This is a genomic window from Herbaspirillum sp. (assembly GCF_017744395.1).
Classification (GTDB): domain Bacteria; phylum Pseudomonadota; class Gammaproteobacteria; order Burkholderiales; family Burkholderiaceae_D; genus Herbaspirillum.
Window position 1 is genome coordinate 72,041 of sequence record NZ_JAGIBI010000007.1, and the last position, 20,099, is coordinate 92,139.

Consider the following 20,099-nt stretch of genomic DNA (forward strand, 5'->3'; position numbering starts at 1 on the left):
CGGAGTCCGTATGCGCATCCTTCGTCCCTTTTCCATTCTGCTGGCCGCGCTGGCGCTGGTCTCCAGCCTGCCGGCGGCCGCTGCCGGGCGTATTCCGGTGGTGGCCAGCTTCAGCATCCTGGGCGATATCGTCGCCAATGTAGGCGGCGACCGCATCGCCGTCACCACGCTGGTCGGCCCGGACGAGGACGCCCACGTGTTCCAGCCGGCGCCGGACGACATCAAGGCGCTGTCGCGCGCCAAGCTGGTAGTGGTCAACGGTCTCGGTTTCGAGGGCTGGATGGAGCGCCTGGCGCAGTCGGCCAATTACCGCGGCGCCATCGTCACCGCCTCGGCCGGCATCCATAGCCGCGAGCTGGCCGGCGAAGATGAGCATGACGGACACGACGACGGGCATCACCACGGCAAGGACGACCCGCACGCCTGGCAGGATCCGCAGAACGTGATCGTCTACACGCGCAACATCGTCGCCGCGCTAGCCAGGCTGGATCCCGCCGGCGCCGCCGCCTACCGCAAGAACGGCGAGGCCTATGTCGGCAAGCTGCAGGAACTGGACCGCTGGGCCATCCAGCAGTTCGCGCAGATTCCCGAGGCCAAGCGCCGTGTGATCACCTCGCACGATGCGTTCGAATACTTCGGCGCGCACTACAAGGTGCGCTTCCTGGCCGCGCAGGGCGTGTCCACCGACAGCGAGCCCAGCGCCCGGGAAGTGGCGGCGCTGATCCGCCAGATCCGCGCCGAGAAGATCAAGGCCCTGTTTTTCGAGAACATGAGCAACCCGAAACTGCTGCAGCAGATCGCGCGCGAAACGGGCGTCACGCCCGGAGGCAAGCTGTATGCCGATGCCTTGTCCAGGGCCGGCGGGCCGGCGCCGGATTATCTGGCGCTGATGCGCTACAACATCGGGCAACTGCTGGAGAAGATCCGCCTGAACTGAGCGCGGACGGCTTGAGGACAAATCGCGTATGCTGTCGGCTCCATTTACCCCTCATCAGGAGAAGACAAGCATGAGCACCATCACCGTCGTGGCCATCATCACCGCCAAGCCCGGCAAGCGCGAAGAGTTGCTGGCGCTGGGCCGCGCCAACCTCGCCGCCGTGCGCGCGGAAGAGGGTTGCATCGAATACGGCCTGACGGTCGATGTGGACGGTTTCGGCCCCAACCAGGCGCCGCTGGGACCCGATACCTTCGCCTTCATCGAGAAATGGGCCAGCGAAGATGCGCTGCGCCTGCACTTCACGCTGCCGCACATGATCGACTACCGCGAAAAGGCCAAGGACCTGATCGCCAGCCGTTCCGTGCACGTGCTGAAGTCGGCCGACTGAGTGCGGCCGCCCCGCCGGCCCCGGCCGGGGCCGCGGGGTTTCAATGCTCGCCGGGGAAATCCGCCGGATGCGTACGCTGCGCATCGTAGGCGGAAGCCTGCCCCATCTGCGTCAGCCATGTGATGAAGGTCTTGAGCGCCGGATTGGAGTCGGCGGCGCTGCGGTACATCATGTGGAATCCCTCCCCATGCAGCACCACTTCCGGAAACAGTTGCACCAGGCGCCCGTGCGCCAGGTCGTCGTCGACCAGGGCCAGCGTGCCCATGGCCACGCCGAGATCGGTGGCGGCCGCCTGCAGGCTGAGGAAGAAGTGTTCATAGACCGTGCCCGGCATCTTCTTGCGCACCGCCACGCCGGCCTTGCCTAGCCATTGCGACCAGGCCAGCGAACGGCTGGAAAGGTGGATCAGCGGCATTTCCACCAGGTCGCGCGGCGTCCTGACCGGATGCAGCTCGAGGAAGTGCGGCGAGGCCAGCGGCGCCGAGACATCGTCCAGGAAGCGCACGCATTCATAGCCGCTGCGTTCCAGCGGGCTGCGCCAGATGATCACGTCGAACGGGTCCTTCACGTCTTCGAAATGTTCCGACATGGTGGTGGCCACGCGCACCTCGATGCGCGGGTTGTCGATCTGGAACTGCGACAGGCGCGGGATCAGCCAGCGCATCGCTACCGAAGGCGCGGCGATCAGGCGCACCACGCGGCTCTTGCCGGCCAGCGTCAGCTGCTCGGCCGCCAGCGCGATGCGGTCCAGGCTGGCCTTGACCTCGCCGTAGAAGGCCAGCGCCGCTTCTGTTGGCTCCACGCCACGCGACTGGCGTAAAAACAACGGTTGGCCGAAGTACTCCTCCAGGGTCTTGATCTGCTGGCTGACAGCGCTGTGGGTGATGAACAACTCCTGGGCCGCCAGCGTCAGACTCCGCGTCCGGACTGCCGCTTCGAACACTTTGAGGGTCTTGAGCGGGGGCAGGGAAGAGGACATGGTGTTAGAAAAACTTATATTGGTGTCGGAAAATGTTGCTTTGCAAAAGCGTATGGCGACCTTATTCTTCAATCACCGAAACGTTTAACAGTGAGTGAAGATCATGTCTACCGTGAGTATATTTGTAAAAGATGCCGGTTTTTCTAACAATTTGCGCGCCCTGGCCGAACTGGCCAAGTTCGTCGTCCAGCGTATCGCCGCCGCCCATGCCTTGAAGCCGGTGCGCAACGATGCCTCCGAACTGTATGATGCCGACAGCTTTGCCGGCGTGGAAGACCACGTGGAACTGGAAAACCGCCTGCGCCAACTCGAAAACGGCCATATGCAAGCCGTCTGGAAGCTGCAGTCGCAGATCTGATATCTGATCCAAGCCGCCCGCAGGGGCAAGATGTAAGGCCGCGCCGTCGAGGCCGGCAAGCCAGGCATGAAGCCGCAAGCCATTGAAGCAAGTTGTCCGACTCGGCGAGTCGCGACATCATAGTAAATAAAGAGACCGGCTCCGATCCTTCGATAGCGTAATCGTCGGAGCCGCGGACGGACCTGACGATGTCCCGTCCAGACCTGCAGATGCCAGGCGCAGGCAGCCCCCGGGGCTGTACCGCAAATTCCGCCATGACCCCGCTGATGCGGGGTTTTTCATTTTTGAAACCCATATTCCCGTATGACGGTTGTTGCGGCGCAACCTCTGTTCGAAATGACAATGAAAAGAGGCGCTGCTATATTGATCTGCAGAGAACGAATAGCCGTGCGCGGCCGATGTTGCCGAGGGGAGTCGGGCAGTGTCGCCGCATGGCCCGCCTAGCGGAAGGGCGGGCGCTGCGCACGGGTGCCGGCAGCAGCGTTCGACGTTCCTGTTAATTACATTGTTTGTGCCATCACCCAAGGGGAAAACCATGCTGTCGTCCTTACGCGCGCGTTTGATCGTGATTTGCGTCCTGATCGTGGCGGCCGCCATGATCATCCTTTCCGCCGCCAACATCTTTACCGTGCGGCGCGACACGTTGGAGGCATTGCAGGCCCAGACTGCCCAGCTGACCGGCAGCAACGCGGCCAATATCGCCGACTGGGTGCGCAGCAAGCGCACCATCACCGCTTCCATGAAACAGGCGCTCAAGCAGAGCGACGTGCTGCCCATCGTGGCGGCGGCGATGGAGGCCGGCTCCTTCGACGATGCCTACATCGGCTATCCCGACAAGCGCATGCTGTCGCTGCATCCGATGCCGCCCGGCTATGACCCGACTGCCCGCCCCTGGTACCAGGCTGCGGCGAACGCCGGCAAACCGGTGCTGACCGCTCCGTATGTGGATGCCACCACCGGCAAGCTGGTGGTGACTTTCGCCGAACCGGTGGGCGGCAAGGACAATTTGCAGGCGGTGGTTGGTTCCGACGTGCAGCTCGATAACGTGGTGCGCAACGTCGCCGGCATCAAGCCCACGCCGGGCAGCTTCGCCTTCATCGTCGGCAAGGACGGCGTGATCGTCACCCATCCCAACAAGGAACTGGCCTTGAAGCCGGTATCCGCGCTCGACCAGAACCTGAGCGCGCAGTCGCTGGCCTCCATGCACCAGGGCGGCGAGGCCGTCATCGGCGGCACCAGGTACCTGCTGTTCGTGCAGCCGATCGAGGGCACCGACTGGTCGTTGGCGGTGGCGCTCGACTACGCCGAGGCGACCCATTCGATCCGCTCGCTGATGACCTTGTCGGCGGTGCTGGCGGTATTGGCCATCGTGGTCGCGGCGGTGCTGCTGACGCTGACCATCACCGCCCTGTTGCGCCGGCTGGGCGTGGTGCGCGATGCGATGGAAGACATCGCTTCCGGCGAGGGCGACCTGACACGCCGCCTGGACACGCAAGGGCGCGACGAGCTGTCGCAGATCTCGAGTGCGTTCAACAGTTTCGCCGACAAGATTTCGAAAACCCTGCTGGAAATCCGCCGCGCCAGCGAATCGGTCAAGACTTCGTCCAGCGAGATCGCCACCGGCAACCTGGATCTTTCCGGCCGTACCGAGCAGCAGGCCGGATCGCTCGAAGAGACCGCCTCGGCGATGGAAGAACTGACCTCCACCGTCAAGCAGAACGCCGACAACGCGCGCCAGGCCAACCAGCTGGCGGTATCGGCCTCGGAAGTGGCGGTGCAGGGCGGCCAGGTGGTGGGGCAGGTGGTCGATACGATGAGCTCGATCAACGAATCTTCGCGCAAGATCGTCGACATCATCAGCGTGATCGACGGTATCGCCTTCCAGACCAACATCCTGGCGCTGAACGCGGCGGTGGAAGCCGCGCGCGCCGGCGAACAGGGACGCGGCTTCGCGGTAGTGGCTTCCGAAGTGCGCTCGCTGGCCCAGCGCAGCGCAACCGCCGCCAAGGAGATCAAGGGCCTGATCGACGATTCCGTGCAGAAGGTGGAAGCCGGCAGCGAACTGGTGCAGCAGGCCGGCAGCACCATGACCGAAGTGGTGGCCAGCGTGCGCCGGGTGACCGATATCGTCGGCGAAATCAGCGCCGCCAGCCAGGAACAGAGTTCGGGCATCGCCGAGATCGGCCGCGCGGTCACGCAGATGGACGAGGCCACCCAGCAAAATGCGGCGCTGGTGGAGCAGGCCGCCGCGGCTGCCCAGTCCTTGCAGGAGCAGGCGGCACACCTGGCCGATGTGGTGGCGGGATTCAAGCTGGATGACAGCGAGCCGCGGCACGCCGCCGCGCCGTTGCCGCGCCCGGCGGCGCCGGTACATGCCGCGGCAGCGCCGGCCCTGGCTCCGGCGGCGAAGAAGCCGGCCGTTGCCAAACCTGCGGCGGCCTTGCCCGCCACGGCCAAGGCGCCCGCACCCAAGCCTGCGCCAGCGCCGGCGGCCGTGTCGAAGCCCAAGTCGGATGACGGCGGCGACTGGGAAGAGTTCTGAGGTTTCGCATCCGCGCATCGCATGATGCGCGGATGCCTGCTTTCATGTCTTCAGGCTTGTTTCGTCAGCAAGCGCATGCCGCCGAACAATTGCTGCATGCCGCCGTGTTCGATGAAGCTCAGGTTGTAGGGGTGTTCCGCCACCGCGCGCGGGAAGGCCCTGGCCAGCGGCAGGCTATCCAGCTGCTCGGCGATTTTCCCCCACAGGACCAGCATCGGCGGCGTTGCGCCGCGGGCCGCCGCATGCTCCGCGAGGGCGCGCAGCACGGTTTCGAAGAAGGGTTTCCAGGCGCGGGCATCCTTGACCGGCGCCACGTGTTCGCGGAACACCAGGCTGGCGTTGAGCAGCAGGAAGCCTTGCGCTTCCAGGTTGGCTTGCAGGTCGGCCAGGGTCTGGACCGTGCCTTGCGCATCGGCCTGGGCCCGGGCGGAAATGCCGGCCAGCGCGTCGCCGCTGGTATTGCCGGCCTGCAGGCTGCCGTCCGCCACCAGCAGCATCTTCATGAAGTTGCGCAGCGAGGTGGCGCGATTGACCTGCTTGGACAAGCCCTTGTCCGACCACAATGAACCCACCGCGCCGTCCATGAAACACACGCCGGTGGCGCTGGCCGCGCGCGGGTAGGGGCCTTCGCCGACCAGCACGTAGCGAACCTTGTCCATCGCTTGCTTGAACGCGGCGAACAGGCGGCCTTCGGTGGGCAGGTAGTTGTCTTGCGCCAGTACGGCCAGATACGCCGGGTCGGCTTTGGCGATCGCTTCCAGTCCTGCCCGCAGTGCGGCGTGCCAGGAGGGATCGGCGCTTTGGATCAAATCCAGCAAGACGGGGGGAAGGGCGTTTGAAGGCGTAGTCATGACAAGTAATTTATGCGGCCGCTTTTGGAAAGTGGCCGCATTTTATAACGGTATTGCCGGCACGCCTCCGGCGCAACGACTCAAGCCGCAGCCGTATCGCTCCCCGGCGCCCCGAACAATTGCTGCTTCAGCAGGTGCAACTGGTCGCGCGCGGCCGCCGCCTTTTCGAACTCCAGGTTCTTGGCGTGCTCCTGCATCTGTTTCTCCAGGCGCTTGATCTCCTTGCTGATCTGCTTTTCGCTCATGGCCTCGTAGTTCTTCTGCTCCTGCGCGACCATCAGCTCGGCGCGCGCTTCCGACGGGTTGAACACGCCGTCGATCAGTTCGCGGATTTCCTTCTTGATGCCGGTCGGCACGATGCCGTTGGCTTCGTTGAAGGCCAGCTGCTTGGCGCGCCGGCGCTCGGTTTCGCTGATCGCCTTGTGCATCGAGTCGGTGACCTTGTCGCCGTACAGGATCGCCATGCCGTTCAGATTGCGGGCGGCGCGGCCGATGGTCTGGATCAGGCTGCGCTCGGAGCGCAGGAAGCCTTCCTTGTCGGCGTCCAGGATCGCTACCAGCGACACTTCGGGGATGTCCAGGCCCTCGCGCAGCAGGTTGATGCCGACCAGCACGTCGAAGGTGCCCAGGCGCAGGTCGCGGATGATCTCCACACGTTCCACCGTGTCGATGTCGCTGTGCAGGTAGCGCACCTTGATGCCGTTGTCGGACAGGAATTCGGTCAGCTGCTCGGCCATGCGCTTGGTCAGCGTGGTCACCAGCACACGCTCGTCGCGGGCGATGCGGTCGGTGATTTCCTGCATCAGGTCGTCGACCTGGGTGGTGGCCGGGCGCACCGCGATCACCGGGTCGACCAGGCCGGTCGGGCGCACCACCTGTTCCACCACCTGGTCGGCGTGGCTGTTCTCGTACTCGGCCGGGGTGGCCGAGACGAACACGGTCTGGCGCATCTTCTTTTCGAACTCGTCGAATTTCAGCGGCCGGTTGTCCAGCGCCGAAGGCAGGCGGAATCCGTAGTCCACCAGGTTCACCTTGCGCGCGCGGTCGCCGTTGTACATGCCGTTCAACTGGCCGATCAGCACGTGCGACTCGTCCAGGAACATCACCGCGTCCGGCGGCAGGTAATCCACCAGCGTCGGCGGCGGGTCGCCCGGCTTGCCGCCGGAGAGGTGGCGCGAGTAGTTCTCGATGCCCTTGGTGAAGCCGATCTCGGTCATCATCTCGAGGTCGAAGCGGGTGCGCTGTTCCAGCCGCTGTTCCTCGATCAGCTTGTTTTCCTTGCGGAAGAATTCCAGCCGCTCGCGCAGTTCTTCCTTGATGGTCTCGATGGCGCGCAGCACGGTCGAGCGCGGCGTCACGTAGTGCGAGCCGGGGTAGATGGTGAAGCGCGGGATCTTCTGGCGCACGCGGCCGGTCAGCGGGTCGAACAGCTGCAGGCTGTCGATCTCGTCGTCGAACATCTCGATGCGCACCGCCAGTTCGGCATGCTCGGCCGGGAACACGTCGATGGTGTCGCCGCGCACGCGGAAAGTGCCGCGGCCGAAGTCGGTCTCGTTGCGCTTGTACTGCATCTGGATCAGGCGCGCGATGACGTCGCGCTGGGCTACCTTGTCCTTGGCGCGCAGGGTCAGGATCATCTGGTGGTATTCGTTGGGATTACCGATACCGTAGATGGCCGAGACGGTCGCCACGATCACCACGTCGCGCCGCTCCATCAGCGACTTGGTGCAGGACAGGCGCATCTGCTCAATGTGCTCGTTGATCGAGGAATCCTTCTCGATGAACAGGTCGCGCTGCGGGACGTAGGCTTCCGGCTGGTAGTAGTCGTAGTAGCTGACGAAGTATTCGACCGCGTTGTGCGGGAAGAACTCGCGGAATTCGCTGTAGAGCTGCGCCGCCAGCGTCTTGTTGGGAGCGAACACGATGGCCGGCCGGCCCAGGCGGGCGATGGTGTTGGCCATGGTGTAGGTCTTGCCGGAGCCGGTCACCCCCAGCAGGGTCTGGAAGAACAGGCCGTCGTTGATGCCTTCCACCAGCTTGTCGATCGCGGCGGGCTGGTCGCCGGCCGGCGGGAACACCTGGTAGAGCTTGTAGGGCGAATCGGGGAAGGTGACGAACTTGCTGTCGTCGAGTTCGGGGGTAATCGTTGTCAGTTCAGCCATGGTGGTCGGTAACCCGCTTCGGTTGAGGTTTGCCTGTTTCGGGGCGGCGGCGTGCCGGAAACAGGGCGTTGCGGGCCGGCAATGCCGGCGGCTATGTCATTTCCGCATGGGCGCATGCAGATTCGGCCTGGTTTTACGCCTGCCTGTATCTGTGATTGGGCATCGACATTTGCTAGAATGCGATGTTGCAAATCGGTGCAGGGCTGGCAGCCTAGGCCATGCATCCATCCATTCCTGCAGCGCTCCGTTGCAGCTAACTTTTCATGTTATCACGATGAACGCACCTGTCTCCGCCTCCCTGTTTTCCGCCATCGAAATGGCGCCGCGCGACCCCATCCTGGGCGTCACCGAAGCCTACAACGCCGACAAGAACCCAGCCAAGACCAACCTGGGCGTGGGCGTCTACTACGACGACAACGGCAAGGTGCCGCTGCTGGAATGCGTGAAGAAAGCGGAAGCGGAACTGATCGCCAAGCTGGCCCCGCGCACCTACCTGCCGATCGACGGCCTGGCGACCTATGACCGCGCCGTGCAGGAACTGGTGTTCGGCGCCGGCAGCGCCGTGATCGAGGAAAAGCGCGCGATCACCGTGCAAGCCGTGGGCGGCACTGGCGCGCTGAAGCTGGGCGCCGACTTCCTGAAGCACTTCTCGCCGGCCGGCACCGAAGTCTGGATCAGCGACCCGAGCTGGGAAAACCACCGCGCGCTGTTCGAAATGGCCGGTTTCAAGGTCAACGCCTATCCCTACTATGACGCGGCCACCCGCGGCGTGAACTTCGCCGGCATGCTGGATGCGTTGAAGACCATGAAGGCCGGCTCGGTCGTGCTGCTGCACGCCTGCTGCCACAACCCGACCGGCGCCGACCTGACCGCCGACCAGTGGACCCAAGTCATCGAAGTCGTGACCTCGCGCGGCCTGGTGCCGTTCCTGGACATGGCCTACCAGGGCTTTGGCGACGGCATCGAAGAAGACGGCAAGGTGGTGCGCCGCTTCGCCGACGCCGGCGGCCCGCTGTTCGTCTCCAACTCGTTCTCGAAGTCGTTCTCGCTGTACGGCGAGCGCGTCGGCGCGCTGTCGATCGCTGCCGCCAGCGCCGAAGAAGCTGCCCGCGTGCTGTCGCAACTGAAGCGCGTGGTGCGCACCAACTACTCCAACCCGCCGATCCATGGCGGCCAGGTCGTGGCGACCGCGCTGGCATCGCCCGAACTGCGCAAGCTGTGGGAAGACGAACTGGCCGAGATGCGCGTGCGCATCCGCGAAATGCGCCAGCTGCTGGTCGCCAAGCTGAAGGAAAAGGCTCCCGGCCACGACTTCGACTTCGTCATCAAGCAGCGCGGCATGTTCTCCTACTCGGGCCTGACCAAGGCGCAAGTGGACCGCCTGCGCAACGAGTTCTCGATCTACGCCGTCGACACCGGCCGCATCTGCGTGGCCGCGCTGAACAGCAAGAACATCGACGTGGTGGTCGACGCCATCGCCAAGGTGCTGTAATACTTCCGCGGGCCGTTTTCCCGTCCCCGGGAAAACGGCTTGTGTGAAAAAGTTTTTGACAGAATCAAAAATTCAGGTCATAATCTTTTTCTCAGCTGTTCCCTGATAGCTCAGTCGGTAGAGCGACGGACTGTTAATCCGCAGGTCCCTGGTTCGAGTCCAGGTCGGGGAGCCAAAGAATACGAAAGGCCCTGCAAGAAATTGCGGGGCCTTTTCATTGAACCCGGTTGGTGGTCGTCGGCAGTGCATCTCGATGCAGACGCGACGGCAATCGACGGGGCTGAATAAAGAGTTTAAAGAGTTCAGTTTGCGCATGGGATGAGAAGCGCAACGGCGATACTGAATGATGTAAAAAATTTCTTCCGCGCACTCTGGCGGCCAAAGAAAAATTCGTTCATAATCGCGCCCTCGGCAATTCCCTGATAGCTCAGTCGGTAGAGCGACGGACTGTTAATCCGCAGGTCCCTGGTTCGAGTCCAGGTCGGGGAGCCAAGCATTCCAAAGCCTCGCAAGTTTCTTGCGGGGCTTTTTCGTTTCCGGGGCCGATGAGCGGCGGGCCGCTTAATCTGTCGTTCGCCGCAAACGCTGCTAGAATCGGCTTCCCTTGATTTGCCAGGATATCCCGATGAGCGAACCGATCCGCCTGACCCAGTACAGCCATGGCGCCGGATGCGGCTGCAAGATCTCGCCGCAGGTACTGGAAGTCATTCTCGCCGGCAGCGGCGCGCAGCACCTCGACCCCAAGCTGTGGGTCGGCAATGCCTCGCGCGACGACGCGGCCGTGTACGCGCTGGACGATGAGCGCGGCGTGGTCTCCACCACCGATTTCTTCATGCCCATCGTCGACGATCCGTTCGACTTCGGGCGCATCGCCGCCACCAATGCCATCAGCGACATCTACGCCATGGGTGGCGACCCGCTGATGGCGATCGCCATCCTCGGCTGGCCGGTCAACGTGCTGGCGCCGGAAGTGGCGCGCGAAGTGGTGCGCGGCGGCCGCGCGGCCTGCGATGCCGCCGGTATCCCGCTGGCGGGCGGCCATTCGATCGACGCGCCCGAACCGATCTTCGGCCTGGCCGTGACCGGCGTGGTCGAGAAGCGCCACATGAAGCGCAACGACACCGCCAGCGCCGGCTGCCTGCTGTACCTTACCAAGCCGCTGGGCATCGGCATCCTGACTACCGCCGAGAAGAAGGGCAAGCTGCGTCCCGAGGATGTCGGCGCGGCGCGCGACTGGATGTGCGTGCTGAACAAGCCCGGCAGCCGCTTCGGCAAGCTGGCCGGCGTGGCGGCGATGACCGACGTCACCGGCTTCGGCCTGATGGGCCACCTGGTCGAGATGTGCGAGGGCAGCGGCTTGTCGGCCCGCATCCAGCATGCCCTCGTGCCGAGCCTGCCCGGCGTGGAGCACTACCTGGCCGAAGGCTGCGTGCCGGGCGGCACCGGCCGCAATTACGACAGCTACGGTGCCAAGATCAGCCCCCTGAGCGAAGCGCAGAAGAACCTGCTGTGCGACCCGCAAACCAGCGGCGGCTTGCTGGTGGCGGTGAAGCCGGACGGCAATCCCGAATTCCTGGCGGCCGCCGCTGCGTTGGGCTTGGAACTGGCGCCGATCGGCGAACTGGTGGAGCGACAGCGTTACGCGGTCGAGGTCGTCTGATGGCGGATATCCAGCCCAGCCGCGCCCTGTTCATCGGCGACACGCCGATGCTGGACGCGCGGGCGCCCGTCGAGTTCGTCAAAGGCGCGTTCCCGACGGCGGTCAACCTGCCGCTGATGAACGACGACGAACGCCACGCGGTGGGCATCCGCTACAAGGAGCAGGGGCAGGATGCCGCCATCAAGCTGGGCCATGAACTGGTCAGCGGCGCCGTGAAGGAGGCGCGCATCCGGGCCTGGGCCGATTTCGCGCGCGCCAACCCGGACGGTTGCCTGTATTGCTTCCGCGGCGGCTTGCGTTCCGGGATCACCCAGCAATGGCTCAAGTCCGAGGCCGGCATCGACTATCCGCGCATTGCCGGCGGCTACAAGGCGATGCGCCATTTCCTGATGGAGGCGGTGGAACAGGCGGTGGCGCAGGCCGGCTTCGTGGTGGTGGGCGGCATGACCGGCACGGGCAAGACCGACGTGCTGGCCTTGCTGGACAACGCGCTGGATCTGGAAGCCTATGCCAACCACCGCGGTTCCAGCTTCGGCAAGCATGCCACCGCGCAGCCGTCGCCGATCGACTTCGAACACCGCCTGGCGATTGCGCTGATCAAGCAGCAGGCGCGCGGCCATGCCTGGTTCGCGCTGGAGGACGAGAGCCGCCTGATCGGCACTTGCGCCTTGCCGTTGTCGCTGCACCAGAGCATGCAGAAATTTCCCATGGTGTGGCTGGAAGACAGCCGCGAGGGACGCATCGAGCGCATCCTGCGCGACTACGTCAGCGGGCTGTGCGCCGAATACATGGCGCTGGATGCGGAGAACGGTTTTGCGCGCTACCGCGAGCATCTGCTGGCGGCGTTGGGCAAGCTATCCAGGCGCCTGGGCGACGAGCGCTACCGGCGCTTGAACCAGATGATGGAAGACGCGCTTGCGCGCCAGGAGAAGGAGGGCGAGGTCGACCTGCACCGCGCCTGGATCGCAAGCCTGCTGAGCGAGTACTACGATCCGATGTACGACTATCAGCGGGAGTCCAAGCGCTCCCGCCTGCTGTTCGCAGGAAACCAGTCCGAAGTGGTGGATTTCCTGCGCCGGTACCGTCCTTAGAGAACGACGATTGCCACCAGGCCGCTGACCACGCCGACCAGCATGGTCAGCAGCGCCACCGTCACCAATACCTTGGGCGTGAACGACTTGCGCAGCATCAGCAGCGAGGGGAGGCTGATGCTGGGCAGCGTCAGCAGCAGCGCCACCGCCGGGCCGACGCCCAGGCCCAGCGTCAGCATCGATTGCACGATGGGGATTTCGGCGGCGGTCGGGATCACGAACAGCGTGCCGATCACGGCCAGCGCCACGATCCACAGCAGGCTGTTGCCCATCGCCGCGTCCACCTGCGGGAACAGCCACACGCGCGCCGCGCCCAGCGCCAGTACGGCGAGGATGTAGACCGGCATGGTGCTCCAGAACAGTTGCCACAGCTTCTGCGCCCAGCGCGCCAGGAAGCCGCGCTGTCCGGGCGCTTCTTCCGCTTCGGCGACCGCTTCCAGCGCCGCTTGCGGCAAGGCTTCCGGTTGCGAGACGCGCTGCGCGACCAGCGACACGCCCACCACCAGCAGCACGCCGGCGACCAAACGCAGCGCGGCGAAATTCCAGCCCAGCACGAAGCCCATGAACACCAGCGTGGCCGGGTTCAGCACCGGATTGGCGATCCAGAACGCCAGCGCGGCGCCCACCGACACTTGCTGGCGGCGCATGCCGGCCACCACCGGCGCGGCGCAGCAGCTGCACATCATGCCCGGCAGCGCGAACAGGCCGCCGCGGATGGTCGAGCCCAGGCCGGCGCGGCCGAACATGCGCAGCAGCCAGTCGCGCGGGATCAGCACCTGCACCAGCGAACCCAGCAGCACGCCCAATACGGCCGCCTTCCAGATCGCCAGGAAATAGACCTGGGCATAGGCCAGCGCGGCGGCCCAGGGCGAATCCGGCGTGTCGGCCAGGATCGAGGCGCCGATGCTGTGCTTGTCGGCGGCGACGAAGGACTTGAGGTAATAGGGCGACCACTTGACGTAGTACAAGCCGATGACCGCCACCAGCAGGAACAGGGCGGGTTTGAGCCAGGAAGAGGCGCCGCGCGCGGCGGGCGGCTGCAGGGAAGGGGAACTGTTCATCGTATGTTGCGGTTTGGCGGGGGATTGGAAGAATGCGCGCATGATACCGCAGCTTGGCGCTATCCGGCTTGGGGACTGGCCTTGCGGCGTGGCTTCACAAAGCCTATTGCGAAAGTTGGGACTCCTGATATACTCGCCCTCATTGTTGTACGATGTCTTACGACAATTAATATTCTTTCATTAAAAACAAAACGCTAAAAAGAGACGCCTGCCCATCCTGGCTCGTTTTCCCGGTTTTCCGGCCTCGTTCGGTGCGAAAGGCCGGGAGGACAGAAGGGCGAAATGTGCGGCCGGGACCACCGAATCCTCTTGAAGGCGAACGAGATCTGGAGAAAAAAGTGGCGCAAAGCAATATCACGGCGGCTGCCGCAGGAGCGGTCAAGGCCAGCCATGTCCGTTATCTGATTCTGTTCATGCTGTTCATCGTGACCACGGTCAATTATGCCGACCGCGCCACGCTGTCGATCGCCGGTTCGGCGATGAAGAGCGAGCTGAGCCTGGACCCGGTCACCATGGGCTACATTTTCTCCGCCTTCAGCTGGGCTTACGTGCTGGCGCAATTGCCGGGCGGCTGGCTGCTGGACCGCTTCGGTTCCAAGAAGATCTATATGTGGAGCATCGCCCTGTGGTCGGTGTTTACCGTCCTGCAGGCCGGCGTGACCTGGATGGGTACCGCCGCCGCGGTGGTGGCGCTGTTCCTGCTGCGCTTCATGGTGGGGCTGGCGGAGTCTCCGTCCTTTCCGGCCAACGGCCGCATCGTCGCCGCCTGGTTCCCGACCAATGAGCGCGGCACCGCCTCGGCCATCTTCAACTCGGCGCAGTATTTCGCGGCGGTGCTGTTCACGCCGCTGATGGCGTGGATTGTCCACGCGTTCAGCTGGCACCATGTGTTCACTGTGATGGGCATCTTCGGCCTGCTGCTGGCGATGATCTGGGGCAGGATCATCTACAGCCCCAAGGATCATCCGATGATCAACCCGGCCGAGCTGGAACATATCGAGCAGGGCGGCGGCCTGGTCGACATGGATACCCGGAAGCCGGCGGCGTCCTCGGCCAAGGGTAAGGGCTACATCAAGCAATTGCTGTCGAACCGCATGCTGCTGGGCGTGTACATCGGCCAGTACTGCATCAACGTGATCACCTATTTCTTCCTGACCTGGTTCCCGGTGTACCTGGTGCAGGAGCGCGGCATGTCGATCCTCAAGGCCGGCTTCGTGGCCTCGATCCCGGCGGTGTGCGGCTTCATCGGCGGCGTGGTCGGCGGCATCATCTCGGACCGCCTGATCAAGCGCGGCTTCTCGGTGACCTGGGCGCGCAAGATCCCCATCGTCGGCGGCATGCTGCTGTCGATGACCATGATCCTGTGCAACTACGTGGAGGCACAGTGGATGGTGGTGGGCATCATGGCGCTGGCCTTCTTCGGCAAGGGCGTGGGCGCGCTGGGCTGGGCCGTGGTGGCCGACACCGCGCCCAAGCAGATCGTCGGCCTGTCGGGCGGCCTGTTCAACATGTTCGGCAACGTCGCCGGCATCACCACCCCGATCGTGATCGGCTACATCGTCAAGGAGACCGGTTCCTTCGCCGGCGCCCTGGTGTTCGTCGGCATCAATGCCTTGATCACCGTGATCAGTTATCTCGTCATCGTCAAGGAAATCAAGCGCGTTGAATTGAAAGACGCCTGATCCGCAGTTATCGGCGGCCCCTCGAAAGACGGGTCGCCGTTTTCGTTTCAATGGAAAACAGCATGAGCATCGATACCACCTCCAGCGCCGCAGCCAGCCCGCGCTACATCATGATGAACGACACGGACAACGTCGCCATCGTCGTCAACGACGGCGGCTTGCCGGCCGGCACCGTGTTCCCCGACGGCCTGACCCTGGTCGACCGCGTGCCGCAAGGCCACAAGATCGCGCTGCGCGACCTGAAGCAGGGCGAAGCCATCGTGCGCTACGACGTGGCCATCGGTTACGCCGTGCGCGACATCCCCAAGGGCAGCTGGATCGAGGAATCGCTGGTACAGATGCCGCCGGCGCGCGAGCTGGACAACCTGCCGATCGCCACCAAAAAGCCGGCGCCGCTGCCGCCGCTGGAAGGCTATACCTTCGAGGGCTACCGCAACGCCGACGGCTCGGTCGGCACGCGCAACCTGCTGGCCATCACCACCACCGTGCAATGCGTGGCCGGCGTGGTCGAGCATGCGGTCAAGCGCATCCGCGCCGAGCTGCTGCCCAGGTATCCGAACGTGGAAGACGTGGTGGCGCTGGAGCACACCTACGGATGCGGCGTGGCCATCGACGCGCCCAATGCCGGCATCCCGATCCGCACGCTGCGCAATATCAGCCTGAACCCCAATTTCGGCGGCCAAGCCATGGTGGTCAGTCTGGGCTGCGAAAAGCTGCAGCCCAACCGCCTGCTGCCGGAAAACATGATCCCGATCCACAAGGAAGGCGAGCCCTACGTGGTCTGCCTGCAGGATGCGGAACACGTCGGTTTCAATTCGATGATCGATTCGATCATGCGCATGGCCGAGGCGCGCCTGGCCGAACTGGACAAGCGTCGCCGCGAGACCTGCCCGGCCTCCGACCTGGTGGTCGGCGTGCAGTGCGGCGGCAGTGACGCCTTCTCGGGCGTGACCGCCAATCCGGCCGTAGGCTTCGCCACCGACCTGCTGGTGCGCGCCGGCGCGTCGGTGATGTTCTCGGAAGTGACCGAAGTGCGCGACGGCATCGACCAGCTGACCTCGCGCGCGGTCAACGAGGAAGTGGCGCAGGCCATGATCCGGGAGATGGACTGGTACGACAATTACCTGAAGCAAGGCGGCGTCGACCGCAGCGCCAACACCACCCCCGGCAACAAGAAGGGCGGGCTGGCCAACATCGTCGAAAAAGCGATGGGTTCGATCGTCAAGTCGGGCAGCAGCCCGATCTCCGGCGTGCTGGCGCCGGGCGACAAGCTCAGGCAAAAGGGCCTGATCTACGCCGCCACGCCGGCTTCCGACTTCATCTGCGGCACGCTGCAGCTGGCCGCCGGCATGAACCTGCACATCTTCACCACCGGCCGCGGCACGCCTTACGGCCTGGCCGCGGCGCCGGTGATCAAGGTCGCCACCCGCAACGACCTGGCGCGCCGCTGGCACGACCTGATGGACGTCAACGCCGGCCGCATCGCCAGCGGCGAGGCCACGATCGAAGACGTCGGCTGGGAGCTGTTCCGGCTGATGCTGGACGTGGCCAGCGGCAAGAAGACCTGGGCCGAACACTGGAAGCTGCACAATGCGCTGACCCTGTTCAACCCGGCGCCGGTGACCTGATCGCCCGCAAGGATCCGTTCGCGGATCCTTTTTTGCATCCGCCGCCAGCCAGGCCAACCAGGACAAGACCCTCCTGCGGTTTCCCGCTGGCGGAGTCGAAATCATCGATTTGCCCTGAACCGACGCTATCCGACGTAACCGCATCCGCCCCGGGATTTGCTTGCATTTGATCCAGAGCAGATGCGGGCGCGGGTTTGCGTTGCAAAATAGGTACGGGAAAGCCCGCCTGCAATGGGGCATGGCGGGCCTAATGGGGAAACAAGGCCGTTTTTGCCGATTTACCGGGATATTGGGGCAAGGGCTGTTGCGGTATCTTCCAGTACGACGTTCTTGGCGTATTGATTGCAAAAACTAAGTGAAAAGAGGAGAGGGAATGCGGAATTTAACGGTTCGCTTCAGCTTGATGGGCGCGCTGGCGCTGTTTTCATGCATGATCGTGGTCGGCGCCGGCGTCGGCGTTTTTGCCTTGGGACGGGCCAACCAGGATACGGAATTCGTCCATCAGCTCACGGTGCGCGCCGTGCTCATCAACGATGTCTACAAGGACACGACGCGCACCCGTTCCGCGCATGCGAGCATCTATGCCAATCTGAAGGAACAGAATGAAGCCGCTATCAAAGAGGCGACTTTCAAGAGCGCCAAGACGACTTATGAACGCGGTTTGAAGGAGCTCGACGAATTCGCCGCGCTGCCTGACCTGCCGGGCCAGGATCCGGCCATCAAGACCGAACTGGTCGAGTCGGGCAAGGCCTTGTCCGATTTGCTCAAGCAGGCCGATGACCTGCTCAGGGCGGACAATGCGGCCGCCTATGCCGAACTGAACGAAAAGAAGATCCGCGGAGCGGGTTCCCGGATGTCGGTGGCCTTGGACAAGTACCAGAAACTGGCGATGGAGCTCAACGGCAACACGGCCAGCCAGCGCGAGCATGAATACCGGATGGTGGTGTGGCTGGTGGCGGCAGGCTTGGCCGGGGCGATACTGCTGGTGCTGGCGGTGCATTTCATGCTGCGCAATATCGTGCTGACGCCCTTGAATCGCGCGGTCGCCGTGCTGGACCAGGTGGCCAACGGCGACCTGACCGCCAAGGTCGAGGTGGGCAGCAGCAATGAGATCGGCCGCCTGTTCAATGCCATCCGCAGCATGCAGCAGAGCCTGCTCAATACCGTTTCGCGGGTGCGCGGCAGTTCGGAAAGCATCGATACCAGCGCCAAGGAGATCGCGGCCGGCAACCTGGACCTGTCTTCGCGCACCGAGCAGCAAGCCAGTTCGCTGGAGCAGACCGCCGCCTCGATGGAGCAACTGACCGGCACCGTGCGCCAGAACGCCGAGAACGCCATGCAGGCCAACCAGTTGGCGCACTCGGCTTCTTCCACCGCCAGCCGCGGCGGCGAAGTGGTATCCCAGGTGGTCGACACGATGCAGGCCATCAACGAATCCTCGCGCAAGATCGTGGACATCATCAGCGTGATCGACGGCATCGCCTTCCAGACCAACATCCTGGCGTTGAACGCGGCGGTGGAAGCCGCGCGCGCCGGCGAACAGGGCCGCGGCTTCGCGGTGGTGGCGTCGGAAGTGCGCTCGCTGGCGCAGCGTTCGGCGGCGGCGGCCAAGGAGATCAAGGGCCTGATCGACAACTCGGTAGCCAAGGTGGAAGCCGGCAGCCAACTGGTGGAGCAGGCCGGCATGACCATGAGCGACGTGGTCGACAGCGTGCAGCGCGTGACCGACATCGTCGGCGAGATCGCCGAAGCCAGCCGCGAGCAGAGCACCGGCATCGAGCAGGTCAACCAGGCTATCGCGCAGATGGACGAGGTGACCCAGCAGAACGCCGCGCTGGTCGAACAGGCCGCCGCCGCCGCGCAATCGCTGCAGTCGCAGGCGACCAACCTGGTCGGGGCGGTGAGCATCTTCAAGATCGAGGCGCATGCGCAGGCGGCCAAGCCACTGCCGGTGGCCCCCAAGCGGGCGCCGGCAGCACCACCGGCACCGAAGCCGGCCGCGGCGCCCGCCAGCGCGCCCAAGTTGGCTACGCCGCCGGCGCCGAAACCCGCCGCCGGCAGCAGCCGCGCCAAGGATGAGAGCCAGGATTGGGAAGAGTTCTGATCCGGCGCCGGTTGCGCGACCGGCAAGCATGAAAAAACCTTCGCCTTGGCGAAGGTTTTTTTTCGTTCCTGCGTTTCCGCCACCCGGTTTGCCCGGGGCGGCGGAGACAGGCGTTACTGCGGTCCCAGCTTCTTGATCAGCGCGGCCAGTTCTTCGTGTTCTTCCGGCGTGCAGTCGGTCAGCGGCGTACGCACCGGACCGGCATCGTGGCCTGCGATGCGGGCGCCGGCCTTGACGATGGAGACGGCGTAGCCGGCCTTGCGGTTGCGGATCGCCAAGTAGGGCAGGAAGAACTCGTCGATCAGGCGGCCGACGGTGGCGTGGTCGTCCTTGGCGATTGCCTGGTAGAACTGCACGGCGGTCTTGGGGATGAAGTTGAACACGGCCGAGGAGTACACAGGCACGCCCAGCGCCTTGTAGGCCGCGGCATAGACTTCCGCGGTCGGCAGGCCGCCCAGGTAGGTGAAGCGGTCGCCCAGCTTGCGGCGGATGTGCACCATCGGCTCGATCTCGCCGATGCCGTCCTTGAAGCCGATCAGGTTGGGGCAGCGGTCGGCCAGCTTTTGCAGGGTGTCGGCGTTGAGCTTGCAGACGGCGCGGTTATAGATGATGACGCCGAACTTGACCGACTTGCAGACCGCCTCGACGTGGGCGGCGATGCCGTCCTGGCTGGCCTCGGTCAGGTAGTGCGGCATCAGCAGGATGCCGTGCGCGCCCAGGCGCTCGGCTTCCTGCGCATAGGCGATGGCGGCGCGGGTGGAGCCGCCGGCTCCGGCGATGATGGGCACCTTGCCGCGGCAGGTATCGACGGCGGTGCGGATGATGTCGGAGTACTCGCCCGGCACCAGCGAGAAGAATTCCCCGGTGCCGCCGGCGGCGAACAGGGCGCTAGCGCCGTACGGGGCCAGCCATTCCAGGCGCTCGATGTAGGTCTTCGGGCGGAAGTCGCCTTGCTCGTCGAAGTCGGTCAGCGGGAACGACAGCAGGCCGGAGGAGAGGATCGTTTTCAGGTCTTGGGGTGTGTACATGGTTTCGCTACGCCGTTAAGAATTGGATGGGATGCTTGCGTATTCTTGTTTTGCTTACGTATCCAAATAGGATATCAGTCATCGTACAACATGAATTTTAAGAAAGCCAGCATTTTTTAGGTGCCGGCTGTCGGGT

General features: G+C 64.3%; 15 protein-coding genes and 2 tRNA genes. 12 read left to right on the plus strand and 5 right to left on the minus strand.

What is annotated here, in order from left to right; translation table 11 throughout:
• Window positions 1–10: 10 nt before the first annotated feature.
• Complete coding sequence (locus tag J7548_RS17320; RefSeq protein WP_290976897.1) at window positions 11–937, plus strand: metal ABC transporter substrate-binding protein; 927 nt, start codon at window positions 11–13, stop codon at window positions 935–937.
• 70 nt (window positions 938–1,007) lie between these two features.
• A complete protein-coding gene (locus tag J7548_RS17325; RefSeq protein ID WP_290976900.1) occupies window positions 1,008–1,325 on the plus strand; it encodes a putative quinol monooxygenase in 318 nt (105 codons plus the stop codon).
• A 40-nt stretch (window positions 1,326–1,365) separates the two neighbouring features.
• On the opposite strand, the gene J7548_RS17330 is transcribed toward J7548_RS17325, so the two are convergent.
• Entirely contained in the window at window positions 1,366–2,304 is a 939-nt protein-coding gene (locus J7548_RS17330; protein WP_290976903.1) for a LysR substrate-binding domain-containing protein, read from the minus strand.
• 103 nt (window positions 2,305–2,407) lie between these two features.
• On the opposite strand from J7548_RS17330, the gene J7548_RS17335 reads away from it, so the two are divergent.
• Together J7548_RS17335 and J7548_RS17340 are read left to right on the plus strand one after the other, a co-directional pair.
• On the plus strand, window positions 2,408–2,662 hold the full coding sequence (locus tag J7548_RS17335; protein ID WP_290976905.1) for a hypothetical protein: 255 nt from the start codon (window positions 2,408–2,410) through the stop codon (window positions 2,660–2,662).
• 535 nt (window positions 2,663–3,197) lie between these two features.
• On the plus strand, window positions 3,198–5,204 hold the full coding sequence (locus J7548_RS17340) for a methyl-accepting chemotaxis protein (protein ID WP_290976907.1): 2,007 nt from the start codon (window positions 3,198–3,200) through the stop codon (window positions 5,202–5,204).
• A gap of 50 nt (window positions 5,205–5,254) precedes the next feature.
• Here J7548_RS17340 and J7548_RS17345 read toward each other — a convergent pair whose 3' ends face one another.
• Both J7548_RS17345 and uvrB read right to left on the minus strand, forming a co-directional pair.
• Window positions 5,255–6,055 (minus strand): uracil-DNA glycosylase, encoded by an 801-nt coding sequence (locus tag J7548_RS17345; RefSeq protein WP_290976909.1) that lies wholly within the window; start codon window positions 6,053–6,055, stop codon window positions 5,255–5,257.
• Window positions 6,056–6,135: 80 nt separating this feature from the next.
• Window positions 6,136–8,217, minus strand: coding sequence for an excinuclease ABC subunit UvrB (gene uvrB, locus J7548_RS17350; RefSeq protein WP_290976911.1), 2,082 nt, complete (start codon window positions 8,215–8,217; stop codon window positions 6,136–6,138).
• 274 nt (window positions 8,218–8,491) lie between these two features.
• Between uvrB and J7548_RS17355 the strand changes: the two genes are divergently transcribed.
• The 5 genes from J7548_RS17355 (at window position 8,492) to mnmH (ending at window position 12,460) form a co-directional block, all read left to right on the plus strand.
• Window positions 8,492–9,709 (plus strand): amino acid aminotransferase, encoded by a 1,218-nt coding sequence (locus tag J7548_RS17355; RefSeq protein ID WP_290976914.1) that lies wholly within the window; start codon window positions 8,492–8,494, stop codon window positions 9,707–9,709.
• Between the two features lie 99 nt (window positions 9,710–9,808).
• A tRNA-Asn gene (locus J7548_RS17360) sits at window positions 9,809–9,884 on the plus strand.
• A 241-nt stretch (window positions 9,885–10,125) separates the two neighbouring features.
• A tRNA-Asn gene (locus J7548_RS17365) sits at window positions 10,126–10,201 on the plus strand.
• 133 nt (window positions 10,202–10,334) lie between these two features.
• Window positions 10,335–11,369 carry a selenide, water dikinase SelD gene (gene selD / locus J7548_RS17370; protein WP_290976916.1) on the plus strand — a complete coding sequence of 345 codons (1,035 nt, stop codon included), beginning with the start codon at window positions 10,335–10,337 and terminating at the stop codon, window positions 11,367–11,369.
• A complete protein-coding gene (gene mnmH / locus J7548_RS17375; RefSeq protein ID WP_290976919.1) occupies window positions 11,369–12,460 on the plus strand; it encodes a tRNA 2-selenouridine(34) synthase MnmH in 1,092 nt (363 codons plus the stop codon). The genes selD and mnmH overlap by 1 nt, the downstream gene beginning before the upstream one ends.
• Here mnmH and J7548_RS17380 read toward each other — a convergent pair.
• Complete coding sequence (locus J7548_RS17380; RefSeq protein ID WP_290976921.1) at window positions 12,457–13,521, minus strand: permease; 1,065 nt, start codon at window positions 13,519–13,521, stop codon at window positions 12,457–12,459. The two genes, mnmH and J7548_RS17380, sit on opposite strands and share 4 nt — an antisense overlap.
• Before the next feature lie 338 nt (window positions 13,522–13,859).
• Here J7548_RS17380 and J7548_RS17385 point away from each other — a divergent pair, with 338 nt between their 5' ends.
• The 3 genes from J7548_RS17385 (at window position 13,860) to J7548_RS17395 (ending at window position 18,935) form a co-directional block, all read left to right on the plus strand.
• Window positions 13,860–15,203: an MFS transporter gene (locus J7548_RS17385; protein WP_290976923.1), complete on the plus strand. Its 1,344-nt coding sequence runs from the start codon at window positions 13,860–13,862 to the stop codon at window positions 15,201–15,203.
• A 62-nt stretch (window positions 15,204–15,265) separates the two neighbouring features.
• The gene (garD, locus tag J7548_RS17390; protein WP_290976926.1) at window positions 15,266–16,831 is read left to right on the plus strand and encodes a galactarate dehydratase; all 1,566 of its coding nucleotides are present in this window, start codon (window positions 15,266–15,268) and stop codon (window positions 16,829–16,831) included.
• Window positions 16,832–17,204: 373 nt separating this feature from the next.
• Window positions 17,205–18,935 carry a methyl-accepting chemotaxis protein gene (locus J7548_RS17395; protein ID WP_290976928.1) on the plus strand — a complete coding sequence of 577 codons (1,731 nt, stop codon included), beginning with the start codon at window positions 17,205–17,207 and terminating at the stop codon, window positions 18,933–18,935.
• Window positions 18,936–19,048: 113 nt separating this feature from the next.
• On the opposite strand, the gene kdgD is transcribed toward J7548_RS17395, so the two are convergent.
• Entirely contained in the window at window positions 19,049–19,963 is a 915-nt protein-coding gene (gene kdgD, locus J7548_RS17400; RefSeq protein ID WP_290976931.1) for a 5-dehydro-4-deoxyglucarate dehydratase, read from the minus strand.
• Between the last annotated feature and the right edge of the window lie 136 nt (window positions 19,964–20,099).

Bases quoted from the DNA above. Each gene is read 5' to 3' on its own strand.
- J7548_RS17320 (WP_290976897.1), top strand. From the start codon at position 11: ATGCGCATCCTTCGTCCCTTTTCCATTCTGCTGGCCGCGCTGGCGCTG.
- J7548_RS17325 (WP_290976900.1), top strand. From the start codon at position 1,008: ATGAGCACCATCACCGTCGTGGCCATCATCACCGCCAAGCCCGGCAAG.
- J7548_RS17330 (WP_290976903.1), bottom strand. From the start codon at position 2,304: ATGTCCTCTTCCCTGCCCCCGCTCAAGACCCTCAAAGTGTTCGAAGCG.
- J7548_RS17335 (WP_290976905.1), top strand. From the start codon at position 2,408: ATGTCTACCGTGAGTATATTTGTAAAAGATGCCGGTTTTTCTAACAAT.
- J7548_RS17340 (WP_290976907.1), top strand. From the start codon at position 3,198: ATGCTGTCGTCCTTACGCGCGCGTTTGATCGTGATTTGCGTCCTGATC.
- J7548_RS17345 (WP_290976909.1), bottom strand. From the start codon at position 6,055: ATGACTACGCCTTCAAACGCCCTTCCCCCCGTCTTGCTGGATTTGATC.
- uvrB (WP_290976911.1), bottom strand. From the start codon at position 8,217: ATGGCTGAACTGACAACGATTACCCCCGAACTCGACGACAGCAAGTTC.
- J7548_RS17355 (WP_290976914.1), top strand. From the start codon at position 8,492: ATGAACGCACCTGTCTCCGCCTCCCTGTTTTCCGCCATCGAAATGGCG.
- selD (WP_290976916.1), top strand. From the start codon at position 10,335: ATGAGCGAACCGATCCGCCTGACCCAGTACAGCCATGGCGCCGGATGC.
- mnmH (WP_290976919.1), top strand. From the start codon at position 11,369: ATGGCGGATATCCAGCCCAGCCGCGCCCTGTTCATCGGCGACACGCCG.
- J7548_RS17380 (WP_290976921.1), bottom strand. From the start codon at position 13,521: ATGAACAGTTCCCCTTCCCTGCAGCCGCCCGCCGCGCGCGGCGCCTCT.
- garD (WP_290976926.1), top strand. From the start codon at position 15,266: ATGAGCATCGATACCACCTCCAGCGCCGCAGCCAGCCCGCGCTACATC.
- J7548_RS17395 (WP_290976928.1), top strand. From the start codon at position 17,205: ATGCGGAATTTAACGGTTCGCTTCAGCTTGATGGGCGCGCTGGCGCTG.
- kdgD (WP_290976931.1), bottom strand. From the start codon at position 19,963: ATGTACACACCCCAAGACCTGAAAACGATCCTCTCCTCCGGCCTGCTG.